At 68.9% G+C, this 24898-nt stretch carries 22 protein-coding genes and 1 pseudogene; 12 read left to right on the top strand and 11 right to left on the bottom strand.

Going from position 1 to position 24898, the window contains the following annotated elements; translation table 11 throughout:
• The first annotated feature begins 267 nt into the window (after positions 1–267).
• The 3 genes from ACQEVM_RS17215 (at position 268) to ACQEVM_RS17205 (ending at position 2565) form a co-directional block, all read left to right on the top strand.
• Positions 268–696, top strand: coding sequence for an Rrf2 family transcriptional regulator (locus ACQEVM_RS17215; protein WP_433079634.1), 429 nt, complete (start codon positions 268–270; stop codon positions 694–696).
• A 146-nt stretch (positions 697–842) separates the two neighbouring features.
• Entirely contained in the window at positions 843–2018 is a 1176-nt protein-coding gene (locus ACQEVM_RS17210; protein ID WP_433079632.1) for an MFS transporter, read from the top strand.
• Between the two features lie 43 nt (positions 2019–2061).
• Positions 2062–2565 (top strand): GNAT family N-acetyltransferase, encoded by a 504-nt coding sequence (locus ACQEVM_RS17205; protein WP_433079630.1) that lies wholly within the window; start codon positions 2062–2064, stop codon positions 2563–2565.
• Between the two features lie 262 nt (positions 2566–2827).
• On the opposite strand, the gene ACQEVM_RS17200 is transcribed toward ACQEVM_RS17205, so the two are convergent.
• Both ACQEVM_RS17200 and ACQEVM_RS17195 read right to left on the bottom strand, forming a co-directional pair.
• The gene (locus tag ACQEVM_RS17200) at positions 2828–2965 is read right to left on the bottom strand and encodes a hypothetical protein (RefSeq protein ID WP_433079628.1); all 138 of its coding nucleotides are present in this window, start codon (positions 2963–2965) and stop codon (positions 2828–2830) included.
• A gap of 46 nt (positions 2966–3011) precedes the next feature.
• The gene (locus ACQEVM_RS17195) at positions 3012–3695 is read right to left on the bottom strand and encodes an alpha/beta hydrolase (protein WP_433079626.1); all 684 of its coding nucleotides are present in this window, start codon (positions 3693–3695) and stop codon (positions 3012–3014) included.
• A 762-nt stretch (positions 3696–4457) separates the two neighbouring features.
• Between ACQEVM_RS17195 and ACQEVM_RS17190 the strand changes: the two genes are divergently transcribed.
• Entirely contained in the window at positions 4458–5588 is a 1131-nt protein-coding gene (locus ACQEVM_RS17190; RefSeq protein WP_433079624.1) for an FAD-dependent oxidoreductase, read from the top strand.
• A 517-nt stretch (positions 5589–6105) separates the two neighbouring features.
• Here the strand turns inward: ACQEVM_RS17190 and ACQEVM_RS17185 are convergent.
• The 3 genes from ACQEVM_RS17185 to ACQEVM_RS17175 form a co-directional block, all read right to left on the bottom strand.
• A complete protein-coding gene (locus ACQEVM_RS17185; RefSeq protein ID WP_433079622.1) occupies positions 6106–6351 on the bottom strand; it encodes a hypothetical protein in 246 nt (81 codons plus the stop codon).
• A gap of 399 nt (positions 6352–6750) precedes the next feature.
• A complete protein-coding gene (locus tag ACQEVM_RS17180) occupies positions 6751–8211 on the bottom strand; it encodes a hypothetical protein (RefSeq protein ID WP_433079620.1) in 1461 nt (486 codons plus the stop codon).
• A gap of 113 nt (positions 8212–8324) precedes the next feature.
• Positions 8325–8849: a SigE family RNA polymerase sigma factor gene (locus ACQEVM_RS17175; RefSeq protein ID WP_433079618.1), complete on the bottom strand. Its 525-nt coding sequence runs from the start codon at positions 8847–8849 to the stop codon at positions 8325–8327.
• A gap of 710 nt (positions 8850–9559) precedes the next feature.
• On the opposite strand from ACQEVM_RS17175, the gene ACQEVM_RS17170 reads away from it, so the two are divergent.
• A complete protein-coding gene (locus tag ACQEVM_RS17170) occupies positions 9560–9913 on the top strand; it encodes a RidA family protein (protein ID WP_433079616.1) in 354 nt (117 codons plus the stop codon).
• 260 nt (positions 9914–10173) lie between these two features.
• On the opposite strand, the gene ACQEVM_RS17165 is transcribed toward ACQEVM_RS17170, so the two are convergent.
• The 3 genes from ACQEVM_RS17165 to ACQEVM_RS17155 all read right to left on the bottom strand — a co-directional run bounded on the left by ACQEVM_RS17165 (position 10174) and on the right by ACQEVM_RS17155 (position 13525).
• Positions 10174–10506 carry a hypothetical protein gene (locus ACQEVM_RS17165; RefSeq protein WP_433079614.1) on the bottom strand — a complete coding sequence of 111 codons (333 nt, stop codon included), beginning with the start codon at positions 10504–10506 and terminating at the stop codon, positions 10174–10176.
• 332 nt (positions 10507–10838) lie between these two features.
• Positions 10839–11483 carry a dihydrofolate reductase family protein gene (locus tag ACQEVM_RS17160; RefSeq protein WP_433079612.1) on the bottom strand — a complete coding sequence of 215 codons (645 nt, stop codon included), beginning with the start codon at positions 11481–11483 and terminating at the stop codon, positions 10839–10841.
• A 533-nt stretch (positions 11484–12016) separates the two neighbouring features.
• Positions 12017–13525, bottom strand: coding sequence for a DUF4246 domain-containing protein (locus ACQEVM_RS17155; protein ID WP_433079605.1), 1509 nt, complete (start codon positions 13523–13525; stop codon positions 12017–12019).
• Between the two features lie 708 nt (positions 13526–14233).
• On the opposite strand from ACQEVM_RS17155, the gene ACQEVM_RS17150 reads away from it, so the two are divergent.
• Positions 14234–14707, top strand: coding sequence for a hypothetical protein (locus tag ACQEVM_RS17150; protein ID WP_433079603.1), 474 nt, complete (start codon positions 14234–14236; stop codon positions 14705–14707).
• Positions 14708–14915: 208 nt separating this feature from the next.
• On the opposite strand, the gene ACQEVM_RS17145 is transcribed toward ACQEVM_RS17150, so the two are convergent.
• On the bottom strand, positions 14916–15287 hold the full coding sequence (locus tag ACQEVM_RS17145; protein ID WP_433079601.1) for a hypothetical protein: 372 nt from the start codon (positions 15285–15287) through the stop codon (positions 14916–14918).
• A 79-nt stretch (positions 15288–15366) separates the two neighbouring features.
• Here ACQEVM_RS17145 and ACQEVM_RS17140 point away from each other — a divergent pair.
• The 3 genes and pseudogenes from ACQEVM_RS17140 to ACQEVM_RS17130 form a co-directional block, all read left to right on the top strand.
• A pseudogene (locus ACQEVM_RS17140) lies at positions 15367–16163 on the top strand (alpha/beta hydrolase family protein); the annotation flags it as partial.
• 243 nt (positions 16164–16406) lie between these two features.
• Positions 16407–16838, top strand: a complete 432-nt coding sequence (locus ACQEVM_RS17135) for a hypothetical protein (RefSeq protein WP_433079599.1) — start codon at positions 16407–16409, stop codon at positions 16836–16838.
• A gap of 124 nt (positions 16839–16962) precedes the next feature.
• Positions 16963–20082 (top strand): tetratricopeptide repeat protein, encoded by a 3120-nt coding sequence (locus ACQEVM_RS17130; protein WP_433079597.1) that lies wholly within the window; start codon positions 16963–16965, stop codon positions 20080–20082.
• A gap of 92 nt (positions 20083–20174) precedes the next feature.
• Here the strand turns inward: ACQEVM_RS17130 and ACQEVM_RS17125 are convergent, their stop codons facing one another.
• The gene (locus ACQEVM_RS17125; RefSeq protein ID WP_433079595.1) at positions 20175–20996 is read right to left on the bottom strand and encodes an AraC family transcriptional regulator; all 822 of its coding nucleotides are present in this window, start codon (positions 20994–20996) and stop codon (positions 20175–20177) included.
• Positions 20997–21045: 49 nt separating this feature from the next.
• Between ACQEVM_RS17125 and ACQEVM_RS17120 the strand changes: the two genes are divergently transcribed.
• Both ACQEVM_RS17120 and ACQEVM_RS17115 read left to right on the top strand, forming a co-directional pair.
• Positions 21046–21519, top strand: a complete 474-nt coding sequence (locus ACQEVM_RS17120) for a DUF2000 family protein (protein ID WP_433079593.1) — start codon at positions 21046–21048, stop codon at positions 21517–21519.
• 330 nt (positions 21520–21849) lie between these two features.
• Positions 21850–23214 (top strand): glutamate decarboxylase, encoded by a 1365-nt coding sequence (locus tag ACQEVM_RS17115; RefSeq protein WP_433079591.1) that lies wholly within the window; start codon positions 21850–21852, stop codon positions 23212–23214.
• 263 nt (positions 23215–23477) lie between these two features.
• Here ACQEVM_RS17115 and ACQEVM_RS17110 read toward each other — a convergent pair whose 3' ends face one another.
• Entirely contained in the window at positions 23478–24212 is a 735-nt protein-coding gene (locus tag ACQEVM_RS17110) for a translation initiation factor IF-2 (protein ID WP_433079589.1), read from the bottom strand.
• A gap of 261 nt (positions 24213–24473) precedes the next feature.
• Here ACQEVM_RS17110 and ACQEVM_RS17105 point away from each other — a divergent pair, with 261 nt between their 5' ends.
• Positions 24474–24794, top strand: a complete 321-nt coding sequence (locus ACQEVM_RS17105) for a hypothetical protein (RefSeq protein ID WP_433079587.1) — start codon at positions 24474–24476, stop codon at positions 24792–24794.
• The last annotated feature ends 104 nt before the right edge of the window (positions 24795–24898 follow it).

Below are 24898 nucleotides of genomic sequence, written 5' to 3'. Positions count from 1 at the left end.
ATCGACCGGGCCGGGAGCACTTTCCGGGGGTCCCGCAACGCGGGCATGGCCGACGTCAGTTCTCATCGATGCCGTCGACCCGGTCACAGAACGGCCGTGCAGGTCAAGCAAGTCGTCGACCGGACCCGGCAGTCGCACCGTGCCGATGGTGAGGGTGCCGGCGACGTCGTAGTGGCTGCGGACAGGACTGGACACGAACCCCCCTGTCGTAACAGAATCAGTTGCAACGGGACCGGCATCGGCCGCGTCCGGGCAACGGGAGGTTCCATGAGTGCGAGCAGTCGCATGACCGTGGCCACGCACGCACTGACCTGGATGGCGCTCGTCTGCCCCAAACGGGCCGACGGCATCGTGACGTCCGATCAGATCGCCGACAGCGTCAACACCAACCCCGTCGTCATCCGCCGCATCCTCGGCAGCCTGCGCGACGCGGGCCTGGTCGTCTCGCAGCGCGGCCAGGGTGCGGGCTGGAGACTGGCCCGCACTCCGGAGTCGATCACGCTGAGGGACGTCTACCTGGCCGTTGAGCCCGATCCGCTCATCGCGCTGCACGCCGCGACTCCCAACCAGAAGTGCCCTGTCGGGCGCGGCCTCCCGCCTGTACTGCGGGAGACATACAGCCGCGCGGAGGAGTCGATGAAGGCCGAACTGGCGGCGGTCACCGTCGCCGACGTGCTGAGGGAAACGGTTGCCTGAAGCCAGGAACCCGAACTCCCGTCCCGCCCGGCCGGTCCGCATGGACCGGCCGTTCTTCGGACCACTGTCGTAACCATCTCTGTTACATCCAACGCCCTGGAGGTCCTTCCGTCGTGTACCGACCACTTGTCGTCCTTGCCGCCGCAATGTTCGCCATAGGAACCGACAGCTTCGTCATCGCCGGCATCCTGCCCGATGCTGCGGAATCGCTCGATGTTCCCGTCGGCGCCGCGGGCCGGCTGCTCACCGCCTACGCCTTGACCTACGCCGTACTCGGTCCGGTCATGGCCGCCCTCACCGCGCGCCTGCCGCGCCGCACCCTGTTTCTCACCGGGTTCGCGATCTTCACTGCGGGCAACCTCGTGACGGCCTTCGTCCCCGTCTTCACCGTGGCCCTGGCCGCCCGGGCGGTCGCCGGGCTCGGCGGCGCCATGATCACCCCCGCCGCCGTCGCCGCAGCCGCCTCGCTCGCCCCGCCGGAGCGTCGCGGCCGTGCCATCGCCACCGTCATGGCCGGCCTCAGCGCCGCGACCGCACTCGGTGCGCCCATCGGCACGGCGCTCGGCAGCCTCACCGGCGATTGGCGTGCCACCATGTGGTTCGTCTCCGCTCTCGGAGTGGCAGCCGCCCTGGGTATCGCCCTGCTCCTGCCCGCGATCTCCACACCCCCGCCGGTCCCGTTGCGCACGCGCGTCGCCCCGCTCGCCGACCGCCGCATCGGTCTGGTCCTGCTGACCACTCTCCTCGCCTACACCGGCCTGTACACCGTCTACTCCTTCATCGGCGAAAGCCTCGACCGCGCCACCGGCGGCAGCGGCACAACCCTCGCCGCCCTGCTGTTCGTGTGGGGCCTGGCCGCCACCGCCGGCACACTCGCCTCGGGCACTCTGATCGACCGCTTCGGTGATCGCCGCGTCATCAACACCTCGATCACCGTGGCCGCGATCGACTTCGCGCTCCTGCCGTGGACCAGTGCACACCTGCCCTCCACCGTCGCGGCGCTCCTCGTATGGGGTGTTTGCGGATGGGGACTTCTTGCGCCCCAGACCCATCGCCTGATCACCGCCATGCCCACGGCAGCACCCGTGCTCACCGGCCTCGCCTCGTCCGCGGTCTACATCGGCGTCTCGGCTGCTCCCCTGGTCGGGCAGGCCGGGATGGCATGGGTCGGCGCACACTGGCTCGGCGCCGTCGGCGCGGTGTTCATCGCGCTAGGCCTCATGGCGGCGGAATCGGCCCACGCCGTCATCCGCCGACGCGGGACAGACGGGGTGTCCGCGTCACAAGCGCATCCATTGCCGTTGCAGTTGCCGACCAAGTAGCGCACAGCCGACAACACCCGCATGCAGAAAGGACTGAACAGCAATGATCACCACGAAACGCCTCCGACTGCGCCCGCTCACCGAGGCCGACACCGACTGGTGGGTACACCTCCACGCCGACCACGAAGTCAACCGGTTCGTCGGCGGCTACACCCACCAGCAAGCCGCAGCGCGCCTGCGCGACATCCACCAGCAGTGGACCCGGCGCGGCCACGGACTGTGCGCCGTCGAACTGAAGAGCACCGGACTGGCCATAGGGCGCTGTGGCCTGAACTGGTGGGAGCAGTTCGGCGAGACCGAGATCGGCTGGACCTTCACCCGCACGCACTGGGGACGAGGCTACGCGACCGAAGCAGCTCAAGCCGTTCTCACCTGGGGTTTCGGCCCGCTGAGGCTGGAACGGATCACCGCCATGATCCACCACGACAACACGGCCTCAGCCGCCGTGGCTCAGCGCCTCGGATTCGCGCCGCTGCGCGAGGACACCGTCCTCGGCCGACCCTGCACGGTCCATGCCCTGGACCGAGACGACTTCCCCTCTCCCTGAACGCCGCCCGAACTACGGCCCTCTGACCTGCCCCGACTGCGGAAGGGGCCTGCGGCCCAGCAGGCAAGGACCCGCGACCGGTCCGCGAGGGCGGCTTCAGGTACGAACTGGACCGGGTAATCGACGGCCTCTGGACCCGGATCACCGACACGAAGAGCCGGAAACCCCGGCGGCGCGAACCACCATCGACACATGGTTCTCGGAGGAGTCGGCGGAAGAGTCCGCGGAGGAGTCGGCGGAGGAGTCGGCGGAGGAGCACCCGTCAGAGGTTGCAGCCGCCCGACTCCTCGGTGACCTGTGCGGTGATCCGCCGGCGTTCCTCCGAAGGCAGCGCGGCGATGACCAGGCCGATGTCGTCGGGCTCCCCGGCCCGCCACAGAAAGCCTGAACACCCCTCCACTTCCGACGAAGGACCCGTTTCGCTGAACCCGCGGGACTCTCGGCCTTCAAGAGCAGAGATTGCCGTCGCCCGTTCGCCGGCGCTGGATCAGGTCGGCCACGGCGGCCGGGCGACCCAGGTAGGGCGAGTGGCCGGTGTCCCACGTCTCCGCGCGGGAGCAACGCCCGGCGAAACGGTCCGGAAGCGGAGTCGCGATGGTTCGGTCTCGCTGCCCGCGAAGGTAGATCGACGGGGTGTCCCGCCAACTCACGCGAGTAGGCGTGGCGTCGAAGATCGACAGAGGTTCCGGACGCAGCAACTCCACGGCACGCGTGGCCGCCGGTTCGTCGACGTCGCCGTAGAGCTTCGCCCGGGCATCGTCCGGGTCCAGGCGAAGCCGCCCGTCCCCGTCCGGCAGCGCGAGCAGCCCCTCCCCGGGCTCGCCAGGGGTCTCCGCGAGCACTTTAGCGGGGGATTCACCGACATCGAGGATCCAGCTGTTGAGGAAGATCAACGAGGCAGCGCCACGCACCGTCCCGGCGATGACGCCGCCGAACGAATGTCCCACCACCACCGACGGCTCCGACGAGCCTGAGATGATGGCCTCGACCTTCGCGGTGCTCTCGGCGAGCGACAGCTCGTAGAGGTCGGGCACCTCCACGGACAGATCCCGTGCGCGCAGCAGATCGGCGAGTTCGGCGTAGTGAGCGGGCTGATGCCAGGCTCCGTGAAGGATGATCACGTCAGTCATTTGTACACATTACCGTCAACTACCCGGCCTACGTCGGGTACTGAGCATGCGGTGGACGCCAGACCTCCTCGACCTCCCGATCACCACCGTTGATCGGGGAACACGATCCTCGGTGAATGCGGGAGGACCAGTCGCGGCTGCATCCGACGCGCTGTCAGGCCGGATTCTCCCCGAGGTTGACGACAAGCCTTCTGAAGTCGGTGGAGGTCAGACCTGACAACGCTGCGGCCCTCCTCAACGCTGCGGGTGTCGACCCCGACAGGCTCACAGATGCCGCTTCACGCACGACACGAGAACGCCGGGCGGCGAGGTTCACCAACGAGGCGTTCATCTCGATCACCTTGCCCGGTCTTGAGCGAACACCGGTCTGTACCCGCCTCTGTATCCGCCTCTGTATCCGCCGGGGCCGAGGGTTTTCCCTCCTCCCCGGCGGCTGTGTCGGTCAGTCCTTCGGGCAGTGGTAGCAGGTCACCGCCCGAGCGGAACATCGTCGTGAGGCCGACTGCCACCGTCGGTCCACCTCCGGGCAGGCCTGGCTTCGCCACCTGGGGAGCGATGCGAGAACGAGGGCACGAGCATGAGCACGATCGACCCGGATGCCGAGCGGAATCACATCCGGGCAGGAGTCGGGGCTGATGCGCGGTGTCGGTCATCCATCGGCGGCTGCCGGTTCGATGTCGGTGGCCTGTCGGCGAGGCGCGGCACTGTTCCGGAGAAAGCCGCCCGGAGCTGACCGGGCGGCCCTGATCCTGAGGAGCGACCATGCACATGCCCGTCACGATCATCGGCGCAGGACTAGGCGGACTCACTCTGGCCCGCGTCCTGCACGTTCACGGAATCCCGGTCACGGTCTACGAGGCGGATTCCTCTCCGACGGTGCGCACGCAAGGCGGGATGCTCGACATCCACGACTACAACGGACAGCTCGCCCTCAAGGCGGCCGGCCTGATGGACGAGTTCCACTCCATCGTCCTGGAGGGCCGCCAGGCGCTTCGGGTCCTCGACTCGGACGGGACCGTCCTGCTCGACAAGGCCGACGACGGCACGGGCGGCCGCCCCGAGGTGCAGCGCGGCGACTTACGACAGATCCTGCTCGACTCGCTCCCGGCCGGCACCGTCCGATGGGGGCACAAGGCCGGCAGCGCCCGCACCCTCGGCGAGGGCCGCCACGAGGTGACGTTCGCCGACGGCGCCACCGTCGTCGCCGACCTGCTGGTCGGCGCGGACGGCGCCTGGTCACGGATACGGCCACTGCTCACCACCGCCACACCCGAGTACGCCGGCACGTCGGTCGTCGAGACGTACCTGTTCCACGCCGACACTCGCCACCCGGCCGTCGCGAAAGCGGTCGGTGGCGGGATGCTGATGGCCCCCGCGCCGGGCAAGGAGATCTTCGCTCACCGGGAGAACGGCGATACCCTGCACACCTACGTGGTACTGAGCAGGCCTCAGGAGTGGTTCGCCGCGATCGACTTCACCGATGCCGCCACGGCCACCGCCCGGATCGCGCGGGAGTTCGACGGCTGGGCGCCTGAACTCACCGCGCTCATCACCGACGGCGACACAGCGCCGGTTCTGCGCATCCAGCACGCTCTGCCGACCGGGCATCGGTGGGACAGGGTGCCGGGGGTCACCCTGCTCGGCGATGCCGCCCACCTCGCGCCCCCGAACGGCGACGGCGCCAACCTGGCCATGCTCGACGGCGCCGAACTCGGCCAGGCCCTCGCCACCCACCCCGACGACGTCGAGGCCGCGCTCAGCGCGTACGAGCAGGCCATGTTCGTCCGCAGCGCGGAGGCCACCACTTTCGAAGGTGGAGTGGTTCCGGGGATCGACTCCGAGCACAACACGGCCCAGGGCCTGATCAACATGATCACCGAGAAGAGCCAATAGGCCGCGCAGTCCCCGACCTGATGCCTCCCGCCCTCGCTCAAGCCCGGGCGGCGGTGGCTTCCGAACTCGGCTCCGGCTCGACTTCCGTGCCGGGTAAGGCTCCGCTCCGGCGGGACATCGAAGAGAGCGATTGAAGTGGGTGGCGGGGCCGGCACTGCGCGAAGGCGCGTGAGCATCGCCCGCCACCGCTTCCAGCCGTCGGGTCGATCCAGTTCGATGTCGGACCCTCCTCGTCGTCGGCGATGCAGGCGAGGGCTTCGTCGGTGAGTCCCCGGAATGCGGAAGGGAACAGGGGCATGGGTGTCTCGGATCCGGAGACCGTGTCGACGGGTTCGCCTCCCGGGCTTCACGCCGCGATCAGTGCTGCGGCGGCCACCGCCTCCTCCGCTTTCGTGAGACGGCCGGTTGCGTCGATCGTCCGGATGAGGATGCCTCGCCTCTGATCGGGACCGCGCGCGCCTCGGGCTCCGGCCGGCGTGAGCAATGGTGAAGAGCTGTGCGTGGGTTGAGGTACACCTCAGCGCGAGCCGTGCTGCTTGATGCCGGTTCGGGCGGTGTTGCGGATCCGCTTGGTGCGGCCGAGCTCGACGAGGAGGTCGATGCCGCCTGTGTTCGACGTGGTGGCCGCTTTGAGTTGGAGCCAGTCGGAGGCGTCGAGCAGGGTGCCCGCATGCCAGGGCTGCCCCAGGGTGATGGTCCGGAAGAGGGACCATTCCTGCAGGCGCCGGGTCAGGAATGGATGGCGGTTGGCGGCCGCGGTCATCGAGGCGGCCCATGGTTCGTAGGCGGGTCCTGGGTGGAGGTCGGCGGCCCGGCGGTCCAGGTGCCGAAGGACGGCGGACTGGACCATCGCCATCGCGTCATGTCAAAGGGCGAGTTTGAGCATGTGTGGGCTGGTGGCACCGGACGGGCATCGGCTTTGGTGTCTGCGGCATACCTGGCGCAGGAGGGCCTCTGCCCGGTCGTGCCGGCCGCGCCGCCGAGGAGGCGGAAGGGCCGCCGACGCGTCCATACGTGCCGTCACCGGCGGGGTGGCGGCCGGAGCCGCCTGCACCAGGCCCCGGTCCGCTTCCCCTTCACGGCCGCGGTCGTGAAGGGGAACGCCCGCGCCGAGTGAGCTGCCGTACCGGGTCGGACGCTCGGCGGGACCCCGCGCGAGCCGTCAGCCGAACCACTTCGGGTCGAGGGCGATGGCCTTGATCTGCTCCAACGTCAGGATGGGCTTGGCCCTGGTGGCCGCCTTCGCCTGGTCGCCGGTGTTGAAGGCCGACACGACCACCCGGCGCCCGTCCGGGCGCAGTGTGTCGACGCTCCACCAGACCACGCCCGAGCCGCCCTTCTCGCCCGACTTCTGCTCCGCCAGCACCCTGGTGCCGTCGGGCAGGACGACGACGCCCGCGCCCTCCATGCGGTCCTTGAGGGCCTCGCCCATGTCCTCCTGGACATTGACCTGGACCAGCGAGGCGCCCTTGCCGTCGTCGAGTACGAGGGCGCCGTAGCCGGGCTGTCCGGACCTGCGCAGGATCGTGATCCCGGGCTTCGACACCAGGGACTCCAGAACCCTTGCCGTGGCGCCGTGGCCCGCGCCGCCCTGACCCGAGTCCCCCTGGTCCGTGTCTCCCCGGTCAGGCGTCTGGCCCGTTCCCCCGGACGGCTGCGGAGCGCCCGGGGTGGCGCCGGTCTTGCCCTTGCCCTTGCCGGTGGTCGTGCCGGTGCTGTCGCCCGTGTTGGTAGCGCCGGCGCCGGCGGAGGCGGCGGGGCTCGCCCCGTTGCCCGTGTTCGCGTCCACTGCGCCCGTTCCCTCCGGCGCCTGCTGGGGCGCGGGCAGCCGGCTCAGGACCTGACGCCACAGTGCCGAGGTGGTGAAGGACTTCAACTGCGACTTGTTCAATGGTGGGTTGGGCCGACTGACGGGCTGCCCCTTCTCGGCGGGAGCGTTCCACTCCGACACGTCGACCTGGTACCCCTCACGGGTGACCAGGATGGCCCGCCAGAGCTTGGTCGGCTCGCGCTTGTCTGGGTACTCGTAGCCCTGAAAGAGATTCAGTCTGCCGCCGTCCGGCAGCGTCTCGACAGTGCAGGAGTCGTAGGGAACGAGCTTGCGATCGGGGCACTTCAGCATGTCCTCGGCCGCCTGACCGTGCGGGTCGGTGCGGGCGAGGCCGACGGAGATCGCCGCGCGGCCCTTGCCGTCGTCGTACACGCCGGCCACCGTCGCGTTCGGCGCCTGGTCGGCGCCGCCCGGCACGTTGGCCGTGGTGTCGCTCACCCGGCCGCCCGACAGCAACTGCCGGTAGATCTCGATCAGTCGGGCTGCGGTCACCCCACTGGTCGGCGCGGCCGGCGGGGTGGAGGCGGTGGCCGTCTGGGTGGTGGGGACGGGGGCGGCGACCTGCGCCATGCCGTCACTTCCGGTCCCGATACCGAGCAGGCCGCCTCCATAGGCTCCGGCGGAGCCGACGACGGCCAAGGCCAGCGCAGAACCGCCGACGACGGCAGCCCGACGGCGGGCCACCAGCCGGCGTCCGCGCTGTTCGCCACCGGCCACCAGGTCCGGGCGGCCGGGGACGAACCCGTCTCCCGTGCGCCGCAGGGCCGCACCGAGTTCATCTTCAAAGGGCATGCCGAGTCACCTTCCGGGTGGTGGTGGGGAAACGCGCCGGCGTGTGACCCGGCGACGGACAAGAGGGAGAGCGGAATGAGGAAGAGGGCAGCGGGCGGGACGAGCCGTCGGGCTCAGGTGGCCACGAAGACACTGAGGCTGCCCCCCAGTTCCGCGCGGAGGCGGGCGAGCGCCCGGGAACTGCGGGTGCGCACCGCAGCCGAGCTGACGTTCATGGCCTCGGCGGTCTCCTCGATGCTGCGGTCCTCCCAGTACCGCAGTACGAGCACCGCCCGGTCCTTGGGGGCCAGGTGGCCGAGCGCCTCCAACAGGGTCAGCCGGAGGACGGGATCGGCCCCCGCGACCGGGCTCACCGTCGTCCCGCCCGACTCGGAGGGGACGGCGAAAGGGCGTTCTCCCGCGGAGCGGCGACGCTTGTGCTTGAGGAACTCCCGCACCAGCACCGTCTGCGCGTACGCCGCCGGATTGTCGATGCCGGGAGTCCTCCCCCAGATCAGGTACATCCGACCCAGGGTCTCCTGTACGAGGTCCTCGGCGAGATGGGTATCCCCACTCGCCAGCAGACAGGCCGACCGGTAGAGACTTCCCGCCCGGCCCTCCGCGAACTCGCGGAACCCCTCCCTGCGCACTTGCCCCATCCCCGTCCCCCTCGCATCCGACTCACCCCATTGACGCGGCAGGGGTGGGGGAATGTTTCACCCCGCATGGAGGGAATCAGCGGAAACTCAGGCGTCCAGGCTGTGCACGTGGACGCGGCCTCCTCGCTTCGGCACTCGATGAAGGCGCCCGCCGGTGCCACGGGGCGCGCCACACCGTCTTCATGTCTCAACTGGGTCGGCTGCTTCCGTCTTGTGACCGTCACGAGAGGGCGGAAGAAGAGTGCGCCGATGGCGTATGTGGCATTACGGCGGTGTATGTGTCAGATCGCGGGCCAGGACCTGCCGAGTCCACCGCGCGCAGCAGGTCCTGGGCGGTGATCTCGACAGCCGCCGATGCTCACGCCCACCGCCCACCGCCCATCTCGCCCTGGACGCACGCCCTGGACGCACGCCCTGGACGCACGCCTTGAACGCACGTCATGGGGGCACGTCATGGGGGCACGTCATGGGGGCCGATCGTGTCGGGGCAACAGCAGAGCGGGTGAGGCCAACCGGTCGGCGCGCATACAAATGAATCCATCGAATATACGACCAAGGGTGTCGTCATCTGCGGGGAGGCTCATCAACACGTCGTCGCAGACGGTGGCCACCAAGCCGGTGACGATGGGCGTGCCGTGCTCAATGAATCGAATGGAGCTGTTGTGGCGGTAGAGCGAACAGGAGTCAACCCGTGGGCGTGGTCATTGGAGATGGGGTACAGCCAGGGCGAGATCGTCACCGGGCAGACCCGAACCCTGTACTGCGCCGGGCAGACCTCGATGAGCGACGATGGCAAGCCCCAGCACGACGGTGACATGGGGGCGCAGCTGGCTCTGAGCCTCGACAACCTGGAAACCGTACTCGGCGAGGCCGGTATGTCGCTCGCGAACCTCGTCCGGCTGAATGTCTACACCATCGACGTCGATCGACTGTTCGAGCATCACGACATGCTGAAGTCGCGGCTGAACGCCGCCGGAGTCACACCGTCCATGACGATGCTCGGGGTGGAACGGCTGGCCATGCCGACCTTGATGGTCGAACTTGAGGGGACCGCCGTCGGGTGACGCGACCTCGCCGCCTCCGGCAGAGCTGCCGGAGGCGGCACGCGCGGCAGGCGCGCGGCCGGGTTGGTGGTGACCGCCTCATGCCCCTGCCACCGGCCGCTCCGACGGCACCAACGGCCGCGATCGGGACTTCCCCAGGGCCTGATCGACGGGCCCGATGGCGGCCGTTGGCCTCGATGACATCGAACGGCTTCGAACGGCTTCGAACGGCTTCGAACGGCGGAGCCTGTCTCTGTCGGCCGGGGGGCCGACACCGTGGCCTAGGAGGACCTGCGGCGCAGGGCCCGGCGAACCCCGTACAGGACCACGAGCAGCACGATGACGATGATGATGACGATCAGAAGCGTCTTGAAGAACCCGCCCTTCTTCTTGCTCTTCTTTGCCTTCTTGTTCCCGGTGGTGGCCAGTACGGGGGCGCTCTTCGGCACCTGGATCGCGGTCACCGCACCCGCACCGGCAGAGAGACCGCCCTGCGGGAGCGCGACGGCGACGGGTGCCTGCCGCGCCGTCGGCGCAGTCGCCGCTGCCGACGCCCCCGCCGGGCCGAGCAGTAGGCCGGCGAGCACGAAGAGGGGTACGAATGCCACCGTCATGGGGTGCCTTCTTGAGATCCTGCGCTTCGTCACTGTGTCCCCTTGTCTGTGACCGCTCCGACCAGGGCCGGGTGAAATCCGGCCGGCCTGAGGCCTTGGAGCATCGTCGACGAGTTCGACCGCCTCGGCAAGGGGATGCGTGAGGCACCACCGTTTACCGGGCAACAACCGTGCACCGGCGGCGGTCGTCCGGGCGGGATCCCGCCGGGTTGCCCCGCTACACGATCCTGGCAGAGAGCCCGCCGGACGCGTGCGAACTCGCCACCTGGCGGTGGGCCCGGTCCGCTTCCGCGCGATGCGCGGCGGCACGGGCCCACCGTGCGCGAGGTGCCCTACTCTCCGCTTCCGACACCGCGGTCGGGTGCGCTCATGTCTCCCGTTGCGGGTGTTCCGTCTGCGATTCCGTATCGCAGGTACACGGTGCCCTTGGGGCTCGCTGCCGGGGGTGCGAGGAGGGTGACGTTGGTGGGAACCGCGCCATCGTCGAACACCTTCTTGCCCACGCCGAGCACGATCGGATGCACCCAGAGGTCGAGACGGTCGAAGAGCTTCTCGCGCAGGAGGCTCTGTACGAGATTCAGGCTCCCGACGACCTTCACGTGCTGGTGCCGCTCCCGGATCTCACGTACCGCGGCGGCGAGGTCCGGGCCCAGCTGTGTGGATCCGGCCCACGAGAGGTCGGGCCGGCCCCGGGAGGCCACGTACTTGGGGACACTGTTGAAGAGCGTGGCGATCTCACTGTCGTCACCACCCTTCTGGTGAGGCCAGTACGCGGCGAAGATGTCGTACGTCCGCCGGCCGAGCAGCAGGGCGTCCGTACCTTCGTACGCGGCACCGACCTGTGCCCCGGCGACTTCGTCCAGCAGGGGCGCCTGCCAGCCGCCGAACGGGAACCCCACGGGGTCCTCGTCGGGGCCGCCGGGCGCCTGCCCGACGAGGTCGAGGGTCGCGAACATCTCGATGTGGATGAGGCCCATGGCTTGCTCCCGATGAGTCGACTGTCTCCGTCAAGAGATAGACCGACGAGAGCCCGCAGACTCATCGCCGCGCCCAGAAGCCGGCTTCCCGCTTTCCCGATGCTCCGGCTTCCTACTTTCCCCATGCTCCGCTGAGGGTGCCCCACCCCCGTGCGCGCGCTTACGATCGCGCGGCGGGGGACGGCCGTCTCCTTGGCGCTGTCGACGGCCCGGCTGACGACGGGCGCCCCTCTCCGACCACCTCGGGCGCCGCCCGATCCTCGTGCGCGCCCCGGCGGCCCGGGTCGTCTCCTTGGCACTGTGCGCGACGACCGGCGGCCTGACCGCCCTGATCACTTCACGTGGCGCAGGGCCACGCCACCGGCGTGGCCACCAGCGCCGCCGGCGTGCGCTCCAGACCGAAGACGGCCAGCCCGACATCGCCGACAAGCAAGCCATGCCCCTCCTCGGGGGCGAAGGTTGCCCTCCTCGGGGGCGAAGGTTGCCCACCGCGCGGGCCGCGACGAGGAGAGACGTTCCGCAGCGGAAGGGGCTCAATGCTCGCAGAGGGAGAACTCTCGCTCGTAGAGCTGCTCATTGTGTTCGTCGACGAAGAACTTGCGCTCTTGCATCAGTTGTTCGCGGTAGTTCTGGGCCTGCTCAAGCGTCATGGTCGAGGTATCGGACCAAGGCTGTTGCGGTGGCACGTCGGATGTCGAAACGATCTTTTCCGACGGGTCGACCAGGAAGAACGCCAGAATTTTGCGATGTCCAGGGCGCGTGGGGTCCGCCAGGCGGAATGAGCCGACGCGGTGTTGCAGGATGTTCGGGAACGCCAGGCAGCGGCCGGCCGGGGTCGACGTCGATCCCAGCGTCTGGTTCAGGCCGTCTTCGTTCTCCAGGCCGTAGACCTCACGCACGCCGTTGTCGTCGTTCTGTTCGTAGTCCGGGTCGTCGAGGGCCGCCCGGAAACTCAGCCGACTCTCGGTGATGTTCTCGCTGTCCCAGTAGTAGATGCCGGTGGAGACGATCCGCTCGTTCAACATTCCCTCGACGTGCCAGGAACCGCCGGCGTACTCGGGCTTTTCCGGAGTGAGATGAATGGTGGCGAGCTTGACGATGACCTGGAGACGGCGGCCGCGCAGGTCGACGCGGGCGGATCCATCGGGCAACTCGGGCGGAATGAAGGCCGGGGCGTCCGGGATGACCGGGCGGCGGTTCTCCCACCATTCACCGTGGGCCTCTTCCCATGCACGGCGGGCCTCGGCAAAGGCTTCATCATCACTGTAGGAGGTCTTGTTCGGGTACTCCGGCTCCGAGTCGTACCACCCGTAGGGATCGGCCTTGATCCGCAAGGGCCGCGGGTGGCGCAGATCCGTGAGCACGTTCTCCAGCAGCGGGCGCATGCCGGCGAACACGTCCGGGAGGACCGTGGCGAGTTCACGATGCGTCTCGGGATGGACGTTGTTGACGTACGAGCGGAAGGCGACATCGCCGTCGTCACTGACGTCGACGTCCGTGGGCAGCCACTGGAACTTCTCCGAGAACTCGTACCTCGAGTAGCGGTCCGTCGGGTTCTGCCAAGCCCGCTCGGGCGCACCGCTCACCTCTCTCACCAGGCAGAACAGTGAGGGATGAACCAGATCCAGCACCTGGCCATCGGACCCGGGGTGCCAATCCCGCTCTGTTTCGGGGACCTGCTCCAGCACCCGAACCGCCTCGCGCAGCCGGGACCTGAGCTCGTCATCGACCAGTGTGTCCGACTGCCACACGCCGTCGACGGCGGACACCTCGACGCCGGTTCGTCCGTCCCGCAGCGCGGCGTAGTGCTGGAGTTCGGCCAGTACGTATCGGACCTGCGCTTCGGTGAGGCCCTGAGCCAGCGCCTCCTGCGTCCACCTGGCGACGATGCCGGGGTCGTTCATCTTGTCGAACCACCCCGGCTTCGCCCGAATGAGCGCGCTGCACTCCATCATCTGAAGTTCCCGCAGTGTTCGGGGTGTCGCGAACGATATGGAACGGGAAGTTTGAAAGGGCAGCGGGAAAGCAGACAGGCCGGTCAATTCTCTTGTTCCTTGCAGTCGGTGTGCGGTGGCGGGAAGGATACTTCAGCAGACTGACACCGCATGCGTGGTCCCTGTGGTGAAGGTCCGCGGCGAGGAGCGGCCCGAGGAGGGAGCCACCGCCGATCCCATGGATGCCACCGACACCCCACCATCAGTGCAAGCACGAGCCGCCGCCCTCACTGGCGCGTCGGGTCCTGGCGTACGGGTGTCCTTTGAGAGCCTTCCCGTGCTCACGCGGGTTCACTGCGGTCCCGCTCTCGACGATCTGTTTCCAGGTCCTGCCGCGCGCCCTGAGCCAATCGATCATCGATCATCGATCGCCGAACCAAGCCTGTCATGGTGCCTCAGGAAGTCACTTCCTGTACCCGCACTGGACGTGGTGGCGTGAGGTCGCGGTGGTGCACCCGCCGCGAGGAGGTGTGGCTTGGGCCGTCAAGCGGCGGCCCAAGCCACATCAGGCAGACTCTGCGTCGAACTCAGTTCAGGCGGGCCCGTCCGGCTCCCTCGCGAGCCAAAGCTCGGCTAGCCCCGAGGCCGCGCCGCCGTCCTTGGCTGCCGAGAACAGGCAATGGGGGAGGCTCCGAGGTGCCGGCTTCGTCCCATGACGCCGACTCGGCACAGACGTAGCGTTTTCGCCGTACAGAGGCGGGCGCGCTCCACGTGTGACGCGGCGCGCCAATCGAAGCCGGGGAAAGCATGGTCGGCATGGTCGGCATGGTCAAAGTAGGCACCTCCAGCGCTCACGAAAGCGGCCTGAATCACCGTGCCGGAATTGCCCTGCCCCTGTTGCTCGCACTGATCCTGGGCGCGCTGTCGGGACTGGTCCTGCTCCCCCAGGCTCAGCACCTGCGCTCCTTGCGAGACGGCGTGCCGGCTCACGCCACCCTGCACTCGGGGGGTACATGCGTGCTGGGGAGGTGCAAGGTTCAGTTCGAGGTAGATGGCCGCACCGTGGTGGCGGATCTACCGGCGGGTAGCAGTGGCGGCAAGAACCCGGCCGGCACTCGACTCACCGTCCGATATCGCGCGGACGATCCGCAGACCGTTGCCGACGAGAACGATGTTGACGGCGGCGCTCACATGTTCATGGCAGCCGTGGTGGGCGGCGCCGCTCTCATCTTCCTCGCGCTGTCAGCCCGGAAGGCAGTCTCCCTGGCGCGGCTGAAGCGGAAGGCCTAGGCCCTGTCGTCGAAGGTCAGACAGGAGCTGGTGGCCTTGGGGGCCGGGAAGAGCCCGGATCTCGATGAGCCCCACGTTGGGCCTTGTAGACAACAGAGTTGGGTTCCCAGCGTCAGCTCGGCCACCTCGAGGCTCCTGACGTAGCGGTGTCGGCGGCACAGACGTCCAACAAGCCCTGTTGGCCGGGGCCCAGTCGTACGACCACGCCTCAGGTCGAGTTGATCTCTCCGTCCCCGAGGGCGAAGAAGTTGAAGTCTTTTTCTCCCTCACAGGGTGTGACGGGATCCATCGAGAAGGACAGGTGGTGGCGGATGGTCATGTGGATGTCCTTCTTGCGAATGGGTTCCACGGGGGCCGCCGGCGATGGACCCGCCGACTTCCTCGCCCACACCGAACGCGCCCTCCTCGACGAGCACAGCTTCGACGAACAACTCCACGGGACGCCCCGCTCTGTGCCCGCGCGCTGCACCACTTCGCGCTGCCCTGGCCTGACCCGGGCAGCGCCACTGTCGCACAGCTCCATCAGGCCCTGTCCGACCGCGACTTCGTCGTCCGGCTCGTCGACACGCGGCGATTTCATACCCTCGCCACCTTCATCGCAAAGCGACGTTCGCCCGGCGTGCTCGATGGCGACTCCGCTGCACAGGCCAACCGTCTGGGTGGCCGGTGGGGGCGAACGGTTCCCGATCGTGCTGTTCTCCCCGGGTCGGGCGGGGTGCGTACCCAGAACACGGCCTGGGCGGAGGAACTGGCCGGCCACGGCTACGTCGTCGCCGCCCTCGACCACCCCTACGACTCCGCCGCCGTCGTCCTCGACGACGGTCGAACGATCCACACCCGGATCGCCTCCACCGGAGACCGGGACAAGGACGACAAGCCGGCGGTTGACTGGACGGCTGTTCGGGCCGCGGACCTCGGCTTCGTCCTCACCCGGCTGGACCGGCTGGACCGAGGCGAGACTCCCGGCCCACTGGCCGGACGCCTGGACACCGGTCGGGTCGCGGTCACCGGCCACTCCATGGGTGGTGTCGCCGCCCTGCAGGCAGCCCGGCAGGACCGTCGATTCGACGCCGTCATCGATGTGGACGGCTACCCCCACGGCCCGACCTCCCCCTCCCTCGACCAGCCGACGCTCGCGCTCACCCAGGCCATCACCCCCGGAACCGACCCGCACTACATACCCCGCCTCACCGAGGCCCTCAAGCGCAACACCGCGACGAGTTACCGACTCACGATTCCCGGCGCCGCACACCTCAACTTCATGGACGGCCCCCTGTACCTGCCGCCTGTGCCCTCGATCGTCGGCTCCCTGGGCCGCACCGAGAGCCCGCACGTCGTCGCCGCGACCACTCTCGCCTTCCTGGACGCCACTCTGCGGCACACACCCGGTGACCTGGCCGGCGTCCTGTCGACCTACGGCGATCTCAGCATCCATCCTCCAGGCAACCGCGGCTGACCGGCTGTGCCCCGCCGGCCGGCCCTCCGCGCTCGCGTACGTGCGGGTCTCCGCTTCTCGGTACTGGACGCGAGGATCTCCTCCCGACGGAGAGGACTGCGTCACCACCACCGTCGTCCACCGGACCGCTCCACAGCCCCTCGGGGATGGGTTGCCGAATCAGCCGCGCCGGCTCGCCCCCCATCCCCTACGCTGAAGCCAGAAGCGGGCAGGCGCCCGACAAGGCGCCAGGGGGAGGACGACATGCTGGAATGGGTGGCTGTGCTGGCACTTGCGGGTGCCACGACCTTCACGGAATCGATGGCAGGACAGGCCTGGCAAGGTACCAGGGACACGCTGGCTCGCATCCTCGGGCGCGGAAGCGCTGAACGGGAGCAGCGTGCGCTGGCAAGACTCGACGAAACCGCCGCCGAGGTCGAAGGAGCCTCCGACGCAGACGAGGCGACCGTTGTCGCGCGGGCGACCGGGCAGTGGGAGACGCGACTCCAGGACTTCCTGGAGGAGTACCCGGAAGCCAGGGACGAGTTGGAGGAGCTGGTCTCGCTGGCTCGGACCTCCCTGCCGGAGGAACGGGCGGCTCGGGTCACCCAGACCCTCTCTCACAACACGATCTCGGGAGACGCGATCGTTGTCGGTTCGGTCGGCCGTGACGTCACCATCGGCCGCAAGCCCTGAGGCTGAGGGCACGCGGCCGGTCCCGGGCGCAGGGAAGACCGCACCCGGCACCGGGGTCCCCCTCGGGCCTGATGCCGCCCTCACTCTCCGCGACATCAACCAGGAGTTCTCCCACAATCTCTTGGTGGGAGACCTCATCGCCGTCGGCCATGTGGGCCGCGACCTCGTCCTCAAAGTGCCGGAGCGCTCCGCACCTGCCCTCAATGGACTCCCCTCGCCCGCATCGATGTTCAGCGGCCGCGGCACACTCCTCGACGACCTCGTGGAGGCCTTGGATCCGAAGCAATCGGACGGTCATGGCGCCCACGTTGTCACGGGCATGCCTGGCGTCGGCAAGACAGAACTGGTCCTCCAGGTAGCTACCCGAGCACTGCGCCACGAGGGCTGGTTCCCCGGCGGTGTCCTCTTCGTGGACCTGCTCGGTTACGATCCCGAGCGTTGCGTGCCGCCCGAGCAGGCCCTGGTCGGCTTCCTTCGCGCCCTTGGCGTGCCGGCCGAGCAGGCACCCTCCGACGTGCAGGGACGCGCCCGGATCTACGCGACGATCCTGCGCGCCCATGCCGACGCCGGCCGACGCCTGCTGGTCGTCCTCGACAACGCGGCGGCCGTCGAGGACGTACGGTTCCTGCTCCCGCCCGATGGCGGCGCCGTACTGATCACGTCGCGGCACGCGCTCGGCGTCCCCGGTGCGCGCATGCACCGACTGCCGGAACTCCAACCGCACGAGGCGATCGGGCTGTTGGGGAACGGTCTGATCGCCGCGAACGGCGTGTCGGATACCCGCGTCGCCGCTGCGCCCGAGCATGCGGCCGAGATTTCCCGATTGTGCGGGTTTCTGCCCCTTGCCCTGCGGATCGTCACCGCCCTGCTCGCCGACCAGCCCGAGAAGCCCCTCGCCGCGATGGTCCGCGACCTCGTGGAGGCACGCGATGATCGGTTGGACGAGTTGGAACGGGAAGAGGTGGCGGTACGAGCGGCATTCCAGCTCTCCTATCGACGGCTCGACGCCCAGCAGGCCCTGCTCTTTCGCCTGTTACCGCTCCACACGGGTCCGGACGTGGCGGTGCGTACGGCGGCTGCGCTGCTGGATGCCCGTGAACAGGTCACGCGTCGTCTCCTGGAGGCTCTGCACCGCGCGCACCTGGTGGAGTCCGGGTCGGAGCACGGCAGGTGGCGGATGCACGACTTGTTGCGGATCTACGCGAACGAGCGCGGTTGGGACGACAGGGAAGCGGACGGACGCGGACGTGCGGCCGGGCGGCTGCTCGTCTTCTACGCCTTGAACGTGCGGGAGGCCCAAGCCAGCATCGCCGGGGAGGAGTCGGGAAAAGGGCTCTTTCCCGACCGGGCGGGGGCCATCGGCTGGCTGGAATCCGAGTTGCCGAATCTGGTGGCGTCGACGGTGTGGGCGGCCGCGCAGCAGCAGTGGGAGTTCGTGCTTGGGCTCGCCTTGCGGCTGTCGAGCTTCTTCGAGTTGCGTCGCCACCTCGACGAGTGGGTCCTCACCGCGCAGGCAGGGTGGCGAGCGGCGAAGAAGATCGGTGGGGAGGGTCTTCCCCACGCGACACTCAACCTGGGGCAGGCGCTCACTGCCGCGGGCCGCAACGGTGAGGCACTGCCCGTACTGGAGCTCGCCGCCGATCTGCACCGGGCGGCAGGCAACCTGGTCGGTGAGGCAAACGCCTCCAATGCCACCGGTCTGGTCATGATGGAGGAACACCGGCTGGACGAGGCGTATGAGCATTTCGCGGCGACGGCAGCGCTCTTCGCCCGAAGTGGCGACGTCCGGTCCGCGGCAGCGGTGGACGTCAACTGGGCGACCTGCCTGGCCCGAATGGGGCGGGACGCGGAGGCCCGGGCGATGCTTCGCCGGGCGATTGCCATCTTCCGGGAACAGGGCGACGTCCGGCACGAGGCGGGGGCACTGACGAATCTCGCCGCCCTGTCCTTCGGCCAGGAGGACGAGGACAGTCAAGATGGTCTCGACGCAGCGCTCGACCAGGACGACGAGATCGTGACCTGCAGACGCGCCATCACGGTGTTCGACGAAGTCGGAGACGCCCACGCGGCGGCAGTCGCCACCGCCCAGCTCGGCAGGTCTCTACGGCACAAGGGCGACCACAAGGCCGCGACCGAGGCGCTACGGAAGGCGACCGCGTTCTTCCACCGCACCAACGAGCGCTTGTTGGAGGCGGAACTCCTGGGGGAGCTGGGTCTGTGTTACGAAGCCAGGGGGAACCGTCGTCGGGCCGTGGAGTTGTACCGGCAGGCCGAGACCGTGTTCGCCGAACTGGGCAACCAGGTCGCTCGTGGGCGGATGTTCTCTCGCATCGCCTTGGCGTACGGCAGGATGAGCAGGCCAGGCGACGCTCTGACCGCCTCCCGTGAAGCGGCGGACGCCTACGCCACAGGCGGCGACACCCGACGGGAGGCGAGCGTTCAACTTCTGCTGGCGGAGCAGCTGCGTACATCAGGAAGGCTGCGCGAAGCCATCCGGGCCGGCCATCGGGCCGCACGGCTCTTGGCCGAGGACGAGAACGAACTGGCCCAAGTCGCGGTCAGCAGCTACGCCACGACGTTGAGGGCGGCGCGGACGGCCCTGGATGGAGTCACGATCCACACCGAGGCGCTGACGCTGTTCTCGGCACCGGAACACCGTGGCCTCCCGGATCCGGTGACGATGCCGGGCGTCGGCACTCGACCGGGTCTCACCGCCTATCGTGCCCGTACGCTCCTCAGCTTCGGCATGCTGCGGCTCCTGCGGAACGAGGCCGCGCGGGCCGAGGCGTGCTTGGAGGAGGCGGGGCGACTCTTCGAGTCCGTGCACGAAGAGCATTTCGTCGCGGTGGCCGCGAACAACCTGGGCGCGTGCCTGGCCAGTCAGGGGAAACACGCCCAGGCTCTCGCCGCATGCGAGTCGGCGTTGCGCCTCTATCGTGCACTCGGCGAACGCGACGGCGAGGCGCAGGCCCTGATGCAGATCGCCGCTCCGCTGGGCGGGACCGACCGCCATGAGGAGGCCGAGGCCGCACTGCACGAGGCGATCGGTATCTTCGACGACCTCGGGGACGCCCAGGGGTTCTTGGCCACGAACAACCTCGGCACCCTGTACGAGGATCAGGGGCGGATGAGGGAGGCCGTGCTCTGGTACAGCCGCTCGGCACGGAACCAATGCATTCCCGCGGCGGAGAACCTGCGTCGGATGACAGGGGTGGAACAGATGCCGGGGCCTTCTCGGCCCTGACCTCCCGTGACACCGGCTTCGACCCCCGTCGTTGACACGTTGACGGAAGGGGGCCGGCGGGTGCGTGTCATCGGTGAGCGGAGTTCCCGGTGTCAGGGCGCCGCGGAGCGGGCGTAGCGTCCGGGGGTGGTGCCCACGATGCGTTTGAAGTGCCGGGTGAAGTGGGACTGGTCGTGGAATCCCGCCTCGACCGCCACCTCGGCGGCCGGGCGGCCGTCGAGGAGCAGCCGGCGGGCCAGGGCGATTCGGCGCGAGATGAGGTACTGGTGCGGGGCGATGCCGAAGGCGGTGCTGAACGAGCGGACCAGATGGGCGGGGTGGGCCTGGACCAGACCGGCCGCTTCCGGCAAGGAGATGCCCGCGGCCACCCGCTCGTCGAGGAGTTCGCGCAGGCTCCGCGCGATGCCGTGGCGGGCGCCGGCGCCGGGTGGTGCAGTGTGTCCGCCGGGGGGTTCGAGGCGTGGTTGGAGCAGCGCGCTGAGCCGTTCGCCGATCAGGGCCAGCCGGCTCTCCGCCTCGAATGCGTCACCGGGAGAGGCCAGGGCTTGGTGGAGCTGCCCGACGCGCCGGCGCAGGACCGTGTCGGCGAGGTCGGGACCGTCCACGGCGGCGCCGATGAATCGCTCGTCCAGCACCGTCGTGTCGAGGTAGACGACGCGCTTGCGGAACCCGTGCGAGGTGGCGGCGGATCCGTTGTGGGGAACCTGGGGCGGGAGCAGGCTCACGGTGCCGCCCGGGGTGCCGCGTCGGTGGCGGTCCAGGTCGTAGCGGACGGCGCCGTCGTCGACGATCAGGAGGGTCCACTCGTCGTGTACGTGCATGGGGTAGGCGTGCGCGGTGAAACGGGCGTGGAAGACCTCGACGACACCCGCGACCCGCGGGCGCCAGGCCGAGACTTTCTGCTGGGGCTGCACGCAAAGAACGTACAAGACCGCGCGGGGCCGTGCCCGGCAGTCTCAGGGCATGAGCAACGAGACGAAGAACGAGAAAAACGAGCAGGTGGAAGTGGGTGGCGCGGAGGTACCCGTGCGCTTCGACACCAAGATCGCGATTCTGCTGCGTGACGATCTGGAGACGTGGCAGCGGCTGAATGTGACCGCGTTCCTCGTCAGCGGGCTCGGGACGGCCCTCCCCGAGTTGGTCGGCGAGCCGTACCGGGACGCCGACGGCACTCCCTACCTGCCGATGTTCCGCCAACCCGTTCTGGTCTTCGAGGGCGGGAAGGAAGCGGTGGCGGTCGCGCACGAGCGGGCGGTGCGACGCGGACTGCCGACCGCGGTGTTCACCTCGGACCTGTTCGGCACGGGTCACGACGGCGCAAACCGGGCAGCGGTGGCTGCGGTGGGCAGGGACCAGCTCGACCTGGTGGGGATCGCCGTCCACGGACCGCGCAACTTCGTGGACAAGGTACTCAAGGGCGCCCACATGCACAGGTGAGCGGCAGGCGGCGGCGGGGGCCGGCTTCCCCCGGAAGGGACCTGTCCACGCAAACCCCTCGGACGGGTGCCCGCGGTGGTACACGGATCCGTGTGCCGGCCCCCTCGGCCTTCGACGGTGTCCGCCCGATTCAGGCCTCTGCCGGCGGGCCGGGCGATGCGGCGGTGCTGCGGTGTTCGGCGTTGATGCGCTGCGCTTCCTCGTCCTGCGGTGCCCGCCGGCAGTCGGCTCCGTCGCCCCTCCCGTGTCTGCATTGGCTCGGGCCCCCGCTCTGCGGGGGACACGGTGTGTCCCCCGCCCGCGCAGGCTCCGGCACTGTTGAATCGCCGCATGACCAAGCACGACGAATCCGCCCTTTTCGGTAACCGATTCTTGACGGTGCCGGCCCCCTCGGAGACCTTCCCCGAGAAGGGGATGCCGGCGACGGACGCGATGAGGCTCGTGGACGTGGATCTCGCCATGGAAGGTGACCCGCAGCGAAACCTGGCCACGTTCGTCACCACGTGGATGGAGCCCGAGGCACAACGGCTGATCGCGGAGAACCTCCACCGCAACTTCATCGACCACGCCGAGTACCCCATCTCTGCCGAGATCGAGCAGCGTTGCGTGCGCATGCTTGCCGACCTCTTCCACGCACCGGGCGCGACGACCGGATGTCGGACCCAGGGATCATCCGAGGCGATCATGCTGGGCGCGCTGTCGTTGAAGTGGAAGTGGCGCGAGCGCCGCCAGGCGGCAGGTCTGTCGATCGATCGGCCCAACCTGATCTTCGGGGGTGACGTCCACGTCGTATGGGAGAAGTTCTGTCGCTACTTCGATGTCGAGCCGCGGATCGTGCCGCTCTCCGAGGGCAAGTACACGATCGGCCCGCAGGATGTGGAGCCCCACCTCGACGAGAACACGATCGGCGTCGTCGCCGTCCTCGGCACCACGTTCACCGGCCACAAGGACGACGTCGTCGGCATCGACAAGCTCCTTCGGGACGTTCGCAAAGAACGGGACCTCGACATTCCGATCCACGTCGACGGAGCCAGCGGCGCATTCGTGTGGCCTTTCCTCTACCCGGATTCCAAATGGGACTTCCGGCTCGAGCAGGTCCGTTCGATCAACGTCTCGGGACACAAGTACGGGCTGGTCTACCCCGGCATCGGATGGCTGATCTTCCGCGAGGAAGCCGACCTCGCCAAGGACCTCGTGTTCTACGAGAACTACCTGGGCAAGACCGACGCGACGTTCACGCTGAACTTCTCCACCGGGGCGTCGATGGTGCTGGCGCAGTACTACAACTTCGTACGGCTCGGCCGCCAGGGCTACACCTACGTCATGAAGATCATGCAGGAGAACGCCCGCGCACTGGCGGACAACCTGCGAAGCAGCGGCCGCTTCGAAGTGATCGGAAGCGACCTCGAGCAGTTGCCGCTGGTCGCCTTCCGTCTCGCCGGCGAGAACGCCTACGACGAGTCCGACATCGCCTGGCAACTCTCGGCCGAGCGGGGCTGGATGGTCCCGGCATACACCCTCCCGCCCAACGCGCAGAAGGTGAAGATCCTGCGCGCCCTGGTCAAGGAAACCCTGAGCCGCGAGCAGGTCGACCGTCTCAGCCAGGACATCGCCGATGCCTGCCGCACCCTGGACAACAAGGGGGCAGCCCACGGAATCGAACGCGCCCAGACCAAGCGCGGCACCGGCTACTGAGCCCGCCCTGGCGGAGCGAACCCGCCGGTGATCCGGCGGATCGCGGATCCCGCGACCGGGCGAGAGAGGGACCGGGCGAGAGAGCGGGTGTCCCCGTCCGTGTTCGTCGGCTGGTCTCCGCGTCTGTCTCGCCGAGGTCCTGGCCGACGTCGTCGGCCGCCTTGGTGAACAGGGCCGCGCAACCGCCGAGCAGAATCAGATCGAAGAGGGTGGGACACCGCAGCGCAGCGCCACCTGTCCGGGACGGCTCTGCACCACGCCGTTCAGTGCGGTGACGGTTTCCGGTTCAGGGCGTTGCCGACGGTGCATCCACCCTCTCCGGGCATCCGCTGGATCCGTGGCGGCACCCACACCTCGGTGGCGCCGGGGCCGACCCGGGCAAGGAGGCAGTCCTGCGCGTCGAAACCGTCGCCCTTGACCGACAGGAGAACGCCGACCCTGCCGCCGTCCGCCTTCACCTCGGTACGGATCGCCGGAGGCAGGTTCAGGGCGGCGAGCGTCCGGCGCACCTCGGCCTCGTCCACCCGGCCGCCCTCCGGCACCCGGGGTAGCTTCGCGCGGAGCTCCTCGTACGGCAGCCGGGGTGGCTCCGGTAGCGGGGCGAAGGTCAGCGGAGGACCATCCGGGCAGTCCACGTCACGGGGATCCTCGCTCCACTCCGACCTGGGCGACACCCGCACCTCGAAGCAGCGCCGTACGACGACCTCCTCAGGGGCGAGCCATCCCTCGTACGCCGAGCCGGACGTGCGGACGACCACATCGACGCCGTCCCCGTCGTGCGTCGAGGTACCCGTGATCCGCAGCACCTCCACGCCGTCGATGCCGGAAGCGGCGCGCCCGACCTCCTCAGCCGTGCGCTCACGCTGCCCGTAGAGCCGCTCGCCCGCCTTCCTGGCCACCGCCCGTGCGACGTCCGTCGCCTCGCCCTCGGAGGACGGCATCACCCCGCAGCCCACGGTGATCAGCAACAGCGGGGCGAACAGCAGTAGTCGGCGCATGCGTTCATCGTTCCGGCGCCGCGCACGGGGGGCAACACCTCGCGTACTCAGGTCGGCGTGGGTGATCGTACTCAGCCGACGCGAAGAGACCGCGGAGCAGTGGCGGGCGCGGTCGAGCGGTTCAGGCGGGTCCCGGCCGGTAGACCTCCGAGGCGATCACCGCGGACGGCGATCATCCCTGCGTGTCATGGAGGAGGCCGAGTCGTTGATCGGGCAGGGCCCCTCCGGCCCTTCTTCCCTCACTCAGGAAAGGCACTCACGATGCGTGCTGTCCGCCGCCCCGCCGTCCTCGTTCTGCTCGGTCTCGCCGTCACCCTGACCGCCCACACGGGCGCGGCCCATGCCTCACAAGGCCCGTTCAGCTGGATCGGCGCCCAGGACAAGCCGTTCTTCGTCGAGGACCTGCCCGACGGAAAGTGCTTCACGATGAGCCAGGAGGCGCACGGCGCCCACAACGGCACCAAGACCCCCGTCACGGTCTTCGCCGGGAAGGAGTGCAAGGGCAAGGCGTTGAAGCTGGCCCCTGGCCAACGGGCCCCGCGCAACACCTCGTTCACCAGCCTCCGCTTCGGCGCGAACTGAACGCCTCCACGCAGAGGGCTCGCCGCGCCCCCGGTTCGAACCGGGGGCGCGGCCGGTCCGCGACACATCGTTTCGAGGCCTTCAGGCCATGCTGGGAGAACCCT

This window comes from Streptomyces sp. CA-243310, from assembly GCF_050936775.1.
Classification (GTDB): Bacteria; Actinomycetota; Actinomycetes; order Streptomycetales; family Streptomycetaceae; genus Streptomyces.
This window is presented reverse-complemented; position numbering and strand designations above follow the sequence as displayed.

Bases quoted from the DNA above. Each gene is read 5' to 3' on its own strand.
- ACQEVM_RS17215 (WP_433079634.1), top strand. From the start codon at position 268: ATGAGTGCGAGCAGTCGCATGACCGTGGCCACGCACGCACTGACCTGG.
- ACQEVM_RS17210 (WP_433079632.1), top strand. From the start codon at position 843: ATGTTCGCCATAGGAACCGACAGCTTCGTCATCGCCGGCATCCTGCCC.
- ACQEVM_RS17205 (WP_433079630.1), top strand. From the start codon at position 2,062: ATGATCACCACGAAACGCCTCCGACTGCGCCCGCTCACCGAGGCCGAC.
- ACQEVM_RS17195 (WP_433079626.1), bottom strand. From the start codon at position 3,695: ATGACTGACGTGATCATCCTTCACGGAGCCTGGCATCAGCCCGCTCAC.
- ACQEVM_RS17190 (WP_433079624.1), top strand. From the start codon at position 4,458: ATGCACATGCCCGTCACGATCATCGGCGCAGGACTAGGCGGACTCACT.
- ACQEVM_RS17185 (WP_433079622.1), bottom strand. From the start codon at position 6,351: ATGACCGCGGCCGCCAACCGCCATCCATTCCTGACCCGGCGCCTGCAG.
- ACQEVM_RS17180 (WP_433079620.1), bottom strand. From the start codon at position 8,211: ATGCCCTTTGAAGATGAACTCGGTGCGGCCCTGCGGCGCACGGGAGAC.
- ACQEVM_RS17175 (WP_433079618.1), bottom strand. From the start codon at position 8,849: ATGGGGCAAGTGCGCAGGGAGGGGTTCCGCGAGTTCGCGGAGGGCCGG.
- ACQEVM_RS17170 (WP_433079616.1), top strand. From the start codon at position 9,560: ATGGGGTACAGCCAGGGCGAGATCGTCACCGGGCAGACCCGAACCCTG.
- ACQEVM_RS17165 (WP_433079614.1), bottom strand. From the start codon at position 10,506: ATGACGGTGGCATTCGTACCCCTCTTCGTGCTCGCCGGCCTACTGCTC.
- ACQEVM_RS17160 (WP_433079612.1), bottom strand. From the start codon at position 11,483: ATGGGCCTCATCCACATCGAGATGTTCGCGACCCTCGACCTCGTCGGG.
- ACQEVM_RS17150 (WP_433079603.1), top strand. From the start codon at position 14,234: ATGGTCGGCATGGTCAAAGTAGGCACCTCCAGCGCTCACGAAAGCGGC.
- ACQEVM_RS17145 (WP_433079601.1), bottom strand. From the start codon at position 15,287: ATGAAATCGCCGCGTGTCGACGAGCCGGACGACGAAGTCGCGGTCGGA.
- ACQEVM_RS17135 (WP_433079599.1), top strand. From the start codon at position 16,407: ATGCTGGAATGGGTGGCTGTGCTGGCACTTGCGGGTGCCACGACCTTC.
- ACQEVM_RS17120 (WP_433079593.1), top strand. From the start codon at position 21,046: ATGAGCAACGAGACGAAGAACGAGAAAAACGAGCAGGTGGAAGTGGGT.
- ACQEVM_RS17115 (WP_433079591.1), top strand. From the start codon at position 21,850: ATGACCAAGCACGACGAATCCGCCCTTTTCGGTAACCGATTCTTGACG.
- ACQEVM_RS17110 (WP_433079589.1), bottom strand. From the start codon at position 24,212: ATGCGCCGACTACTGCTGTTCGCCCCGCTGTTGCTGATCACCGTGGGC.
- ACQEVM_RS17105 (WP_433079587.1), top strand. From the start codon at position 24,474: ATGCGTGCTGTCCGCCGCCCCGCCGTCCTCGTTCTGCTCGGTCTCGCC.